The following is an 11,606-nucleotide window of genomic DNA, read 5'->3' on the forward strand; positions in this document are numbered from 1 at the left end:
TAGTCTGCGTTAGCTTTTCTTGACCCGATAGACCGCAAGACTACCACGCCAGTTCTCGCCCCAACGGACCGCCTGGCCGCCGTGCAGCACCACGCGGTCGAGGATTTCGATGCCGGCTTCCGGCGCGAGCGCCTCGAAATCCTTGATCGTCAGGACGCGCACGTTCGGCGTGTTGTGCCACTGGAACGGCAGCGATTTCGAAACGGGCATCCGACCCTGCAACACCGAGAGCCGGTGCGACCAGTAGCCGAAGTTCGGAAACGACACGATGCATTCCTTCCCGACGCGTACCGTCTCGCGCAGGATCGCGGCGGTCTGGTGAATCGTCTGGAGCGTCTGCGACAGGATCGCGAAATCGAAACTGCCGTCCTCGAACAGGCGCAGGCCGTCCTCCAGATTCTGCTGGATCACGTTGATGCCGTTTTTCGCCGATGCGAGCACACCGGCGTCGTTGATCTCGATGCCGTAACCGGAAACGTCCAGTTCTTCGGTCAGCAGCGACAGCAGCGAGCCGTCGCCGCAGCCGAGATCGAGCACCGTCGAGCGCGGCTCGACCCAGCGGGCGATCGCGCGGAAGTCGGGCCGTGTCGCAAGATAATCGAGCGCGCGCTGGTTCATGCGTTCACCTCGGTGGCAATGCGTTCGTAGTAGGCGCGCATCAGGTTGTGATAGCGGGCGTCGTCGAGCAGGAAGGCGTCGTGCCCGTGCGGCGCGTCGATTTCGGCGTACGTCACCGTGCGTTTGTGATCGAGCAGCGCCTTGACCAGTTCGCGCGAACGCGCGGGCGCGAAACGCCAGTCCGTCGAGAAACTCGCGATCAGGTATTTCGCCGTGGTGTGCGCGAGCGCGGCGGTCAGGTCGCCATCGAACGCTTTCGCCGGATCGAAGTAGTCGAGCGCGCGCGTGATCAGCAGATACGTGTTCGCGTCGAAGTAGTCGGCGAATTTGTCGCCCTGATACCGCAGATACGACTCCACTTCGAACTCGACGTCGAAATTGAAGTTGTAGGCGTCGTGCGCGCCTTCGGCCCGGCGCAACGCACGGCCGAACCTGGCGGCCATGTCGTCGTCGGAGAGATACGTGATGTGGCCGATCATCCGCGCGACCCGCAGGCCACGCTTCGGCTTCACGTTGTGCGCGTAATAGTTGCCGCCGTGGAAGTCCGGGTCCGACAGGATCGCCGAGCGCGCCACTTCGTTGAACGCGATGTTCTGCGCGGAGAGCTTCGGCGTCGATGCCACCACGATGCAGTGCGCGACACGCTCCGGGTACATCATGCTCCACGCCAGCGCCTGCATGCCGCCGAGGCTGCCGCCCATCACGGCTGCAAAGCGCTCGATGCCGAAGATGTCGGCGAGGCGCGCCTGCGCGTTCACCCAGTCCTCGACGGTGACGACCGGAAAACTCGCGCCGTATGGCTGCTGCGTCGACGGATCGATGCTCATCGGGCCCGTCGAGCCGAAACACGAGCCGAGATTGTTCACGCCGATCACGAAGAAGCGGTTCGTATCGAGCGGCTTGCCTGGGCCGACCATGTTGTCCCACCAGCCGACGTCCTTCGGATCATCCGCGTAGACGCCCGCGACGTGATGCGACGCGTTGAGCGCGTGACAGACGAGCACCGCGTTGCTGCGCGCGGCGTTGAGCGTGCCGTAGGTTTCGACGATCAGGTCGTAACCGGCGAGCGAGCTGCCGTTCTGCATGAGCAGCGGCTCGGGGAAATGCATTTTCTGGGGAGCGACGATGCCGATCGATTCCATTCATTCCGCCTTTTAACGACTCTGGGCGGCTAGATGGTGTCGGCGATGCGCGAAAAGACGATATGCGCGGCTGACGACCTCTTTAGCCGCATTTGTAGTGAACCGCGGGAACCCTCCCGGCAGTTCGCGCGCCCGCAATCGAGTCAGCAAATCGGCGCGTCATTCATCCTGCATGTTCCGGTGGCCGCTATGGCAGCGAATACCGCAATCAGGCGCAAATTATAGCGGAAAGTTCTGGAGTAGCGGCGCGCGCCGTCCTGTCGACTTCCCGAACCGGGAATGCCGCTACGTTACTGGATTACTGGAGGATGAGTAGCAACTGCGCTTCGGCGTGTTCGCCGGGTGCGCGCGAAAAGCCGCTGCGGGCAAAGCGGTGCCAGCGTCCGATGATGTAGCTCACCAGCAGGCTTGCGCGAACGGCGGGATCGTAGTCCGCCGGCAGCGGCACGGCGGCGCTGTCGGCCTGCGTGTTGACATCCATCAATCCGAGCCGCAGGCATTGCTTCAGCGACGCCTCGACGCGCTCCAGCATCTGGTTCACGCGTTCCGCCAGCCGTTCATGTTCGCCGACGAGCGCTTCGCCTGTCAGCACGCGCGTCATGCCGGGGTTCCTGGCGGCGAAGTTGAGCAGCATGAGCGCGATCGAGCGCGCCTGAAGCACGCCGTTTGGCTCTTTCGATACGATCTGGTTGATGAGCCCGAAAATGGATTGCTCGATGAACTCGATCAGCCCTTCGAACATCTGTGCCTTGCTGGCGAAATGCCGGTAAAGCGCCGCTTCCGAGACGCCGAGCCGCGCGGCGAGCGCCGCCGTGGTGATTTTTTCGCTCTTGGGCGCCTCCAGCATGGCGGCGAGCGTCTGGAGGATGTGGACGCGCCGCTCGCCGGGTTTCAGGCGCGGCGCGCGGGTGCCGCTGGCGTCGTGATGTTCGTCGTTTACCGGCGGGTCAGGTCTGTCAGTCGGCTGCATGGATGTCGCCTTTTCAGTCGCCCCGAGCGGATGCCCGATCGCAATGATTTTAACGAACGAATCGACCAGTCGACATAGTGGGGACGGCCAGTGCCCGGCAGACGCGCCGGCACGCCCTCCGCGCGGCGCTGCGCCGGCAGATGGCCGGTGATCCACACCGTGCGGATGCCGAGTCGCCGGTAGTTTTTCAGATGGCTGCGCGTGTCTTCGACGAGGATGGCGTCCGCGAGACTGACGTGCGCGTCGCGCATGGCACGACGCAGCATCGACGGATCGGGCTTCGCGCGCCAGGCGCGCCGGTCGCGCATGTGCTCGATGGCGATCACCCGCTCGAACAGTGGCGCGATGCGCAGCTCGTCGAGGACCGCGCGCGCGTACTTTTCGGGCGCGTTGGTCAGCACGATCTTGCGGCCCGGCAGCGCCTCGATGAGACGCGCGAGGCCGCGCTCGGCGCGCAGCATCGCGGGCAGATCAGGGAACGTGTGCACGACCTTGAGAAAGTGGTGCGGATCGACTGGATGATGGCGCGCAAGGCCCAGCAGCGTTGCGCCGTAACGCTGCGTGTAGCCGGTGCGCAGACGGTTCGCCTCGTCGCGCTCGACCTGCAGGGCGTCGATGATGTACTGCGTCATCGCCAGGTTGATCGCCGGGAAGATCGCGTGCGATGCGTGATGCAGCGTGTTGTCGAGATCGAAGAGCCACACGGGCGTGCCGCCTCCGATATGCGGCCGACGGCGTTTAGGACGGGAGGGACGCATCATGCTGGCAGTGGAAACGGGAGAGGCCATGCAGGAGTCCGGTTTGAAGGCCTGTTCGAACGCCGGGCAGCAGGCCATGAATCAGGCCTGAAAGCGCCGGATGCAGCGTGAAATACAGTGGGCCTGAACGCCGGCTGGTGGAGCATCGCGCTGCCACCGCACAAGGGCGGCGGGCTGCGTGGCACGATACGCGCATGGCTGCGCGCACCGTGTTTCATGATGCGCTCAATGCGAGCGGATCATGGTGCCGAACGGCTGTTCGGTCAGGATTTCGAGCAGCACCGAATGCTCGATGCGGCCGTCGATAATATGCACCGAGCGCACACCGCTCTTTGCCGCATCGAGTGCCGACGAGATTTTCGGCAACATGCCGCCCGAGATCGTTCCGTCCGCGAACAGACCATCGATTTCCCGTGCCGACAGATCGGTCAGCAGGTTGCCCGCCTTGTCCATCACGCCGGGGATGTTGGTCATCATGACGAGCTTCTCGGCGTTCAGCACGACCGCCAGCTTGCCTGCGACCAGATCCGCGTTGATGTTGTACGACAGCCCGTCTTCACCGAAGCCGATCGGCGAGATCACCGGAATGAACGCGTCGTCCTGCAACGCTTTCACGACCGCCGGGTTGATTGCCTCGACTTCGCCGACCTGGCCGATATCGACGTACTGGCCCGGATTCTCGCGGTCGGGCATCAGCATCTTGCGTGCGTGAATGAGGCCGCCATCCTTGCCCGTCAAGCCCACCGCATGACCGCCGAAGTGGTTGATCAGCGTGACGATGTCCTGCTGCACTTCGCCGCCGAGCACCCATTCGACGACTTCCATCGTCTCTTCGTCGGTGACGCGCATGCCCTGGATGAACGTGCCCTGCTTGCCGATTTTCTTCAGCGCCTGATCGATCTGCGGGCCGCCGCCGTGCACGATCACCGGGTTGATGCCGACCAGCTTCAGCAGAATGACGTCGCGCGCGAAGCCCTGCTTCAGGCGCTCTTCGGTCATGGCATTGCCGCCGTATTTGATCACCACGGTCTTGCCGTGATACTGGCGGATATAGGGCAGCGCCTCGGCCAGAATTTCGGCTTTCAGGGTGGGCGCAATCTGCGAAAGGTCTGGGATCTCGGACATGGCGGCAGAGTCAGGCAGGGCAGTTGAAACAAGGGCGAATTGTACAGGAGTGGCGCGCTGCAACAGGGTTTTCGAAGCGCGCCGGAGCGGTGCGCGGGGCGCTTTTCGTGCAGTGCGCAACATGGCGTCGCCGCGCGGCGGGATAACACCTGCCCGGCGCGGCATGAGATGGATTCTCCCGCGCCCCGGCGAGGCCGAAAAGCTGGCCGAACGGCCGGTTACTGGCGCATGCAGGACGTGGCATTATTCCTGTGATTCCCCAACAGATTCATCATTTCGCCATGAACGCGTCAGATTCTTCTTCGCAGGATGTGGTGAGCGTGCGCTGTCCGCGCTGCGGCCATGCGTTCGACTGCGGCGCGCGGGCGAAAGACGTCGCATGCTGGTGCCGCGCGATGCTGGCGTTGCCAGCGGAGCGACTCGCGGCGGGAAGCGGGTGTCTGTGCCCCGAATGCCTTGCCACTGAAATCGCAAGCACCCAGCAAAGCGGCGCGCCGGGTGCCCCGGGCCGCTGACTGACGGGTAAACTGGCGGCATGCACCGCATAACCACCACCGGCAGGGTCAACCTCGGGCATCTTTTCTGGCTGCGAAGCTTCGCCATCATTGGGCAGCTTGGCACGATCGCGGTTGTCCAGTTCATGTTCGGCGTCCATCTGCCGCTCCCCGCGATGCTGCTCGTGATCGCGCTCGAAGTCGTGTTCAACGGCTTGACGTGGATTCGCGTGGCGCGCGAGAAGCCTGAGTCCAATCTCGAGCTGTTCGGCCAGATCTGGGTTGATCTGGGCGCCCTGTCGGCGCTGCTGTTCCTGTCGGGCGGCACGACCAATCCGTTCGTGTCGCTGTATCTGCCCTCGCTGGCGATTGCCGCGGCCGTGCTGCCCTGGTATCTGATGGCGTGGCTCGCCGCGTTCGCGGCTGCCTGTTACGCCGTGCTCGGCTTCGATTCCGTGCCGCTCAACCTCGACAATCCGGCGAACCTCTTCGACTACTACCGCGCCGGCATGTGGGTGAACTTCATGGTGAGCGTCGGCCTGATCGCGTGGTTCGTGGCGCGGATGTCGCGCGCCCTGCGGCTGCGCGAAGCCGCGCTGGGCGAGGCCCAGCAGCGCTTGCTGCGCGATGAGCGTGCCGTGGCGCTCGGCGTGCAGGCCGCCACCGTCGCGCACGAAATCGGCACGCCGCTCTCCACGATCGCGATGCTTGCCGAAGAACTGCGCGACGCGGCGCGTACCGACCAGGGTCTCGCGCCGTATTCGGCGGATATCTCCCTGCTCGAACAGCAGATGGCGTTGTGCACGTCGGCGCTCGCGCGGCTGCGCAGTCGCGCCTCGTCGCCGGGTAGCCGGCTGACGGTGGGCGAATGGCTCGCATCGTTCGTCGAGCAATGGCGGCTGCGGCATCCGCATGTCAAATTCGAACGCCCGGGAACGCCGCCCGACCACGTCAGCCTTGACGATACGGTCGCAGTCGGCCAGATTCTCACGATCCTGCTGGATAATGCGGCGCGCGCGAGCCGCGATCACGTCACGCTGACCGCCCGGCTGACGGCGCGCGGCGATACGATCGAGTTCGAAGTGTGCGACGCCGGCCCGGGTATTCCGCCGACGCTGCGTCATTCGCTCGGCACGATGCCGGTCGACAGCACGCAGGGCGGTCACGGCGTCGGCCTTTATCTGGCGTTTTCCGCCGCGACGCGCCTGGGTGGTTCGATCGAATTAAGCGATATCAACGAAACGAAGCCGCGCGGCACGCGCGCTACGCTGCGACTGCCGGTGGCAGGCCACGGGCAGTCCGGCGCATGGAAACCCGGTACCGCGCAGACGGCCGCTGGCCAGACGGATGCGAACCGGAACGGTTCGGCACCTGACAATACGGAGAAACAGGCATGAGCGACATGAATTTTCTGGTCATCGACGATGACGAAGTGTTCTCCGGCATCCTCGCGCGGGGCCTCACGCGACGCGGCTTCACGGTCGCCGAGGCGCACAACGCAGCCGAGGCGATCAGGCTCGCGAACCAGCAGAAGTTCGGGCAGATCACGGTCGACCTGCATCTGGGCAACGATTCCGGCCTGAACCTGGTCGCGCCGTTGCGCGAATTGCAGCCGGACGCACGCATGCTCGTGCTGACGGGCTACGCAAGTATCGCGACGGCCGTGCAGGCGGTGAAGGATGGCGCCGACAACTATCTGGCAAAGCCCGCCAACGTCGAATCGATTCTTTCCGCGCTACAAAGCGAAGCGAGCGCGCTGCAGGCCGAAGAGGCGATCGACCACCCGGCGCCGCTTTCCGTGGCGCGGCTCGAATGGGAGCATATCCAGCGCGTGCTGGCGGAAAACGGCAACAACATTTCGGCGACGGCGCGTGCGCTGAACATGCATCGCCGCACGCTGCAGCGCAAGCTGGCGAAACGGCCGGTGCGGCAGTGAGTTGCGCGCCGTGAATGCATGGCACTGGTGGGAAAACGGGCGGCCTTCGAAAAGGCCGTCCGTTTTACTTGTGCGTGATGCCGTATGGTCTACCCGGCGGGTGCCGGATAGTGTGTGCGTCGACGGCATTGCAGGCAGCGCCGTCGCGCGGGACTACAGCACGTAGCGGGACAGGTCCTCGTCTTCGGCGACTTCGTTCAGCGCACGATCGACATAGGCCGCGTCGATCGTGACGTTCGTGCCCGCGTGATTGCCCGCGGAGAACGACACTTCCTCGAGCAGCTTTTCGATCACCGTATAGAGACGGCGCGCGCCGATGTTCTCGGTTTTTTCGTTCACCGAAAACGCGATTTCGGCCAGGCGGCGAATGCCGTCTTCAGCGAAGTCGAGATGCACGTCTTCGGTAGCGAGCAGCGCCTGGTACTGTTTGACGAGGCTCGCGTCCGTTGCGACAAGAATCGATTCAAAGTCTTTCACCGAAAGCGAATCGAGTTCGACGCGAATCGGGAAGCGACCCTGCAGCTCGGGAATCAGGTCACTCGGCCTGGCCAGATGGAACGCACCGCTCGCGATGAACAGAACGTGATCCGTCTTCACCATGCCGTACTTCGTGTTGATCGTGGTGCCTTCGACGAGCGGCAGCAGATCGCGCTGCACACCCTGCCGCGACACCTCGCCGCCGCCGGCTTCATTGCGTGACGCGATCTTGTCGATCTCGTCGAGGAACACGATGCCGTTCTGCTCGACGTTACGCACGGCCATTGCCTTGACTTCTTCGTCGTTGAGCATCTTGCCGGCTTCCTCGTCGGTCAGCAGCTTCAGCGCTTCCTTGACCTTCAGCTTGCGACGCATTTTCTTGCCGCCGCCGATGTTCGCGAACATCGAACGGATCTGCTCGGTCATGTCTTCCATGCCCGGCGGCCCCATGATGTCCATGCCGACCTGCGGTTGCTCGACGTCGAGTTCGATTTCCTTGTCGTCGAGAAGACCTTCGCGCAGACGCTTGCGGAATGTCTGACGCGTGGTGCTGCTTTCGTCGACGGTGTCGGCCGCGCTCGAGCTTGCGCCAAAACCGACGGGTCGCGCCGTTGGCAGCAGGATGTCGAGAATGCGGTCTTCGGCCTGATCTTCGGCCTTCGTGCGAACCTTGCGCATTTCCGTTTCGCGCGTCTGCTTGATGGAGATTTCCATCAGATCGCGCACGATGCTGTCGACGTCGCGACCGACGTAGCCGACTTCCGTGAACTTCGTGGCTTCGATCTTGATGAACGGCGCGTCGGCGAGCCTGGCCAGACGGCGCGCGATTTCGGTTTTACCGACACCTGTCGGCCCGATCATCAGAATGTTCTTCGGCGTGATTTCCTGGCGCAGCGGCTCTTCGACCTGCTGACGACGCCAGCGGTTGCGCAGCGCGACCGCGACCGCCTTCTTTGCACGGTCCTGACCGATGATGTGTTTGTCGAGTTCCGAGACGATCTCGGCTGGAGTCATGGTGCTCATCGTGGGTCCTTACTCGATCGTCTCGATGACGCGGTTATGGTTCGTGTAGATACACATGTCGCCGGCAATCTCCAGCGCCTTTTCGACGATCTCGCGCGGTGAAAGATCCGTGTTCGCGAGAAGCGCCGCGGCCGCCGCCTGCGCGTACGCACCGCCCGAGCCGATGGCGCAGATGCCGCCTTCAGGATCGAGCACGTCGCCGTTGCCGGTGATGACGAGCGTGGTGTGTGCGTCGGCGGTGATCAGCATGGCCTCGAGGCGGCGCAGCATGCGGTCGGTGCGCCAGTCCTTGGCGAGTTCGACGGCTGCCCGCGTGAGGTTGCCCTGATGTTTTTCGAGCTTGGCTTCGAAGCGGTCGAGGAGCGAAAAGGCGTCGGCCGTGCCGCCGGCGAAACCGACCATCACCTTGCCGCCATAGATGCGCCGGACTTTTTTTGCACCGCCTTTCATGACGATGTTGCCCAGTGTCACCTGGCCGTCGCCGCCGAGCGCGACCTTGTCGCCGCGCCGCACGGAAACGATCGTCGTGCCGTGAAATTGCTCCATATGCGTTCCTTTTGCAAAAACGGGAAGGACGCAGCAGCGCTGTGCGCCACTACTTGAATCCGGGTAAGCGGACGGCGCGCAACGCGGAAAACCAGGCAAAGGCGCGCGCGCTCGTGCAACGCATGTCGGATTTATTTTAGGGCGTGCACCGCCATATCAAGAGTCGGCCGGATGGCTAACGGCGGAAAAAGGCGGGATAAAGAAGAAAAAACGCGTAAAAAGATGGGGCCGAAACGGCCGCGCCGGCAGCACGAAAGGGCGCGCCCCGGAAGAAAAAAGGCGCACGGAACACCGTGCGCCTCTCGACGAAGCAGCGTATTGGGGCGCGGGCCGAAACCGCGCCGCGACGGTTAGTCGCCGAACAGCTTCTGGCGCAGCTCGCGGCGTTCCTGCGCTTCGAGCGACAGGGTTGCCGTGGGGCGTGCGAGCAGACGCGGAATGCCGATCGGCTCGCCGGTTTCCTCGCACCAGCCGTAGTCGCCCGAATCGATGCGTGCGAGCGATTGCTGAACCTTCTTCAGCAGCTTGCGTTCGCGGTCGCGCGTGCGCAGTTCCAGCGCATGCTCTTCCTCGATCGTCGCGCGGTCGGCCGGGTCCGGCACGATCACGGTTTCACGCAGGTTTTCAGTCGTCTGGCCGGCATTGCGGAGAATTTCCGCCTGCAGCTGTTCGAGCTTGTTCTTGAAGAAAGCGAGCTGATCCTCATTCATGTAATCCTTGTCGCTCATCTTCAGGATTTCGGCTTCGGTCAAGAGTCGTTTCGTCGTCATCTGGCTTGCTTCTTCAATGTGAGGCAAAACTCATACATATTGCCCGCTCTTTCGTGTTGCCCGCAAAGATGCCCTGATTAACGCTCAAATGAGCGACGGCGAACACGGACGGTGGGCTGTCGTGACGCCAAAGGCGCCGATGCGGGGCCGAACTCCTCTGGAAACCGGTCTACAAATGCTCCTGAGGCATGATCTTTCTACCGGCAGCGCGCTCCCCGAAACCGGTGTGCCAACCGGCATGCCGACGTGAATTCCGGATGAGATTTTCCGGCGCCGTGTGTGCCCGGTGCGAGCTGCAATGTCCCGGGCATTTCGTTGTCATTCTCCAGTGGGCCCGTATTGTAACTGAATCACAATACGGGACGACAACCGGGGGAAATCCCTGCTGCCACTGCCAATATCCTGAAAATATAACGCGCTGACGACCAAAAAGCGATGGTCGTTCATGGTTTTGCACAACAGGGTTTTCACGCGCCTTTCATATATGCCGCATTTTTGAATGGCCCGGCCGCACTGGCGAGGCCAGATTTACCGGTTTCGGGCCGCTTCCTGTTTTCGCGCAGCGCGGCCGCTTCAGGCAAGGCAGGCGTCGAGGCCGTCAGTAATCAGGTCTTGCGGCAGTTCGATACCGATAAACACCATCTTGCTGTTTTTCTTTTCAACCGGCTGCCATTTGGACGCGAGATCGCTGCCCATCATCTGATGCACGCCCTGGAACACCACCTTGCGATCGACGCCCTTCATGTACAGCACGCCCTTGTAGCGCAGCAGACGCTCGCCGTAGATCTGCAGGATGCCGCCGAGGAAGTCTTCGAGGCGGTTCGGGTCGAACGGCCGCTCGCTGCGGTAGACGAACGATTTGATCTTGTCGTCGTGATGCGCGTGGTGGTGATGGGCGTGATCGTGGTCGTGACCTTCGTGATCGCACTTGCCGTGATCGTGATCATCATGTGCGTGGTCGTGGTCGTGGTCGTCTTCGGCGAGGAAATCCGGGTCGATTTCGAGTTTCGCATTCAGGTTGAAGCCGCGCAGATCGAAGATTTCCTTGATGTCGGCCTCACCGAAATTGACGATCCTGATCGCCGCTTTCGGGTTCATGTGCAGCAGACGGTGACGCAGGTCGCCAAGCGCCTTGTCGTCGACGAGATCGGCCTTCGTGATGAACAGGCGGTCAGCGAAGCCGACCTGACGCTGCACGACTTCATGCTCGTCGAGCTGGTGATCCGCGTGTTTTGCGTCGACGAGCGTGATGATCGCGTCGAGCAGGAATTCGTCGGCGATCTCGTTATCCATAAAGAACGTCTGCGCCACGGGACCCGGATTGGCGAGACCGGTGGTTTCGATCACGACGCGGTCGAAATCCAGTTCGCCGGCCTGCTTTTTCGCGGCCAGGTCGCTGAGCACGCGCGCGAGGTCGCCGCGGATCGTGCAGCAGATGCAGCCGTTGCTCATCTGGATGATCTGCTCGTTCGCGTCCTGCACGAGGATTTCGTTATCGATGTTCTCTTCGCCGAACTCGTTTTCGATCACGGCGATCTTCATGCCGTGCTTTTCGTTCAGGATGCGCTTGAGCAGCGTGGTTTTGCCGCTGCCGAGAAAGCCGGTCAGGATGGTAACGGGAATCATGGTGTCTGCCTGTTAAATACGTGAAATCAGGTGCGGGGCCGCGCGCCGGCGGCCACTCGATCGGTCTGTTATTGAAACATATCTGTCAAGGCACCGCTTGCGGCTGCACGGCCAGCGGCAC

The 11,606-nt window shown here is 62.7% G+C and carries 12 protein-coding genes; 3 read left to right on the forward strand and 9 right to left on the reverse strand.

The annotated features are described in order from the left end of the window. Positions 1 to 9 precede the first annotated feature (9 nt). From metW to argB, 5 genes are all read right to left on the reverse strand, one after another. Positions 10 to 618, reverse strand: a complete 609-nt coding sequence (gene metW / locus LPA34_RS16685; RefSeq protein ID WP_228980087.1) for a methionine biosynthesis protein MetW — start codon at positions 616 to 618, stop codon at positions 10 to 12. Next, positions 615 to 1,760, reverse strand: a complete 1,146-nt coding sequence (metX, locus tag LPA34_RS16690) for a homoserine O-succinyltransferase MetX (RefSeq protein WP_228980089.1) — start codon at positions 1,758 to 1,760, stop codon at positions 615 to 617. Before metX ends, metW begins: the two co-directional genes overlap by 4 nt. Before the next feature lie 298 nt (positions 1,761 to 2,058). Then, positions 2,059 to 2,730 (reverse strand): nucleoid occlusion factor SlmA, encoded by a 672-nt coding sequence (gene slmA / locus LPA34_RS16695; protein WP_228980091.1) that lies wholly within the window; start codon positions 2,728 to 2,730, stop codon positions 2,059 to 2,061. Further along, entirely contained in the window at positions 2,697 to 3,488 is a 792-nt protein-coding gene (locus LPA34_RS16700; RefSeq protein WP_228980232.1) for a pyrimidine 5'-nucleotidase, read from the reverse strand. Before LPA34_RS16700 ends, slmA begins: the two co-directional genes overlap by 34 nt. A gap of 225 nt (positions 3,489 to 3,713) precedes the next feature. Further along, positions 3,714 to 4,613 (reverse strand): acetylglutamate kinase, encoded by a 900-nt coding sequence (gene argB / locus LPA34_RS16705; RefSeq protein WP_228980093.1) that lies wholly within the window; start codon positions 4,611 to 4,613, stop codon positions 3,714 to 3,716. Between the two features lie 281 nt (positions 4,614 to 4,894). On the opposite strand from argB, the gene LPA34_RS16710 reads away from it, so the two are divergent. Genes LPA34_RS16710 through LPA34_RS16720 form a run of 3 tightly spaced genes read left to right on the forward strand, consistent with a single transcriptional unit; the run spans position 4,895 to position 7,043 of the window. Then, positions 4,895 to 5,128: a cysteine-rich CWC family protein gene (locus LPA34_RS16710; RefSeq protein ID WP_228980096.1), complete on the forward strand. Its 234-nt coding sequence runs from the start codon at positions 4,895 to 4,897 to the stop codon at positions 5,126 to 5,128. 20 nt (positions 5,129 to 5,148) lie between these two features. Then, on the forward strand, positions 5,149 to 6,504 hold the full coding sequence (locus tag LPA34_RS16715; RefSeq protein ID WP_228980098.1) for an ATP-binding protein: 1,356 nt from the start codon (positions 5,149 to 5,151) through the stop codon (positions 6,502 to 6,504). Continuing rightward, the gene (locus LPA34_RS16720; RefSeq protein WP_228980100.1) at positions 6,501 to 7,043 is read left to right on the forward strand and encodes a response regulator transcription factor; all 543 of its coding nucleotides are present in this window, start codon (positions 6,501 to 6,503) and stop codon (positions 7,041 to 7,043) included. Before LPA34_RS16715 ends, LPA34_RS16720 begins: the two co-directional genes overlap by 4 nt. A gap of 153 nt (positions 7,044 to 7,196) precedes the next feature. On the opposite strand, the gene hslU is transcribed toward LPA34_RS16720, so the two are convergent. The 4 genes from hslU to LPA34_RS16740 form a co-directional block, all read right to left on the reverse strand. Next, positions 7,197 to 8,543 carry an ATP-dependent protease ATPase subunit HslU gene (hslU, locus tag LPA34_RS16725; RefSeq protein ID WP_228980102.1) on the reverse strand — a complete coding sequence of 449 codons (1,347 nt, stop codon included), beginning with the start codon at positions 8,541 to 8,543 and terminating at the stop codon, positions 7,197 to 7,199. A gap of 9 nt (positions 8,544 to 8,552) precedes the next feature. Then, positions 8,553 to 9,089, reverse strand: a complete 537-nt coding sequence (hslV, locus tag LPA34_RS16730) for an ATP-dependent protease subunit HslV (protein WP_228875513.1) — start codon at positions 9,087 to 9,089, stop codon at positions 8,553 to 8,555. Positions 9,090 to 9,439: 350 nt separating this feature from the next. Beyond that, positions 9,440 to 9,859 (reverse strand): RNA polymerase-binding protein DksA, encoded by a 420-nt coding sequence (dksA, locus tag LPA34_RS16735; protein WP_006050516.1) that lies wholly within the window; start codon positions 9,857 to 9,859, stop codon positions 9,440 to 9,442. 573 nt (positions 9,860 to 10,432) lie between these two features. Continuing rightward, positions 10,433 to 11,485, reverse strand: a complete 1,053-nt coding sequence (locus LPA34_RS16740; protein WP_228980104.1) for a CobW family GTP-binding protein — start codon at positions 11,483 to 11,485, stop codon at positions 10,433 to 10,435. Positions 11,486 to 11,606: the final 121 nt, after the last annotated feature.

The organism is Paraburkholderia gardini (genome assembly GCF_907164575.1).
Lineage (GTDB): Bacteria > Pseudomonadota > Gammaproteobacteria > Burkholderiales > Burkholderiaceae > Paraburkholderia > Paraburkholderia gardini.

What these genes read in the sequence shown, in the direction of transcription:
- LPA34_RS16740 (WP_228980104.1), bottom strand. Translation starts at nt 11,485, where the DNA reads ATGATTCCCGTTACCATCCTGACCGGCTTTCTCGGCAGCGGCAAAACC.
- dksA (WP_006050516.1), bottom strand. Translation starts at nt 9,859, where the DNA reads ATGACGACGAAACGACTCTTGACCGAAGCCGAAATCCTGAAGATGAGC.
- metX (WP_228980089.1), bottom strand. Translation starts at nt 1,760, where the DNA reads ATGGAATCGATCGGCATCGTCGCTCCCCAGAAAATGCATTTCCCCGAG.
- LPA34_RS16720 (WP_228980100.1), top strand. Translation starts at nt 6,501, where the DNA reads ATGAGCGACATGAATTTTCTGGTCATCGACGATGACGAAGTGTTCTCC.
- hslU (WP_228980102.1), bottom strand. Translation starts at nt 8,543, where the DNA reads ATGAGCACCATGACTCCAGCCGAGATCGTCTCGGAACTCGACAAACAC.
- metW (WP_228980087.1), bottom strand. Translation starts at nt 618, where the DNA reads ATGAACCAGCGCGCGCTCGATTATCTTGCGACACGGCCCGACTTCCGC.
- hslV (WP_228875513.1), bottom strand. Translation starts at nt 9,089, where the DNA reads ATGGAGCAATTTCACGGCACGACGATCGTTTCCGTGCGGCGCGGCGAC.
- LPA34_RS16700 (WP_228980232.1), bottom strand. Translation starts at nt 3,488, where the DNA reads ATGCGTCCCTCCCGTCCTAAACGCCGTCGGCCGCATATCGGAGGCGGC.
- LPA34_RS16710 (WP_228980096.1), top strand. Translation starts at nt 4,895, where the DNA reads ATGAACGCGTCAGATTCTTCTTCGCAGGATGTGGTGAGCGTGCGCTGT.
- argB (WP_228980093.1), bottom strand. Translation starts at nt 4,613, where the DNA reads ATGTCCGAGATCCCAGACCTTTCGCAGATTGCGCCCACCCTGAAAGCC.
- LPA34_RS16715 (WP_228980098.1), top strand. Translation starts at nt 5,149, where the DNA reads ATGCACCGCATAACCACCACCGGCAGGGTCAACCTCGGGCATCTTTTC.
- slmA (WP_228980091.1), bottom strand. Translation starts at nt 2,730, where the DNA reads ATGCAGCCGACTGACAGACCTGACCCGCCGGTAAACGACGAACATCAC.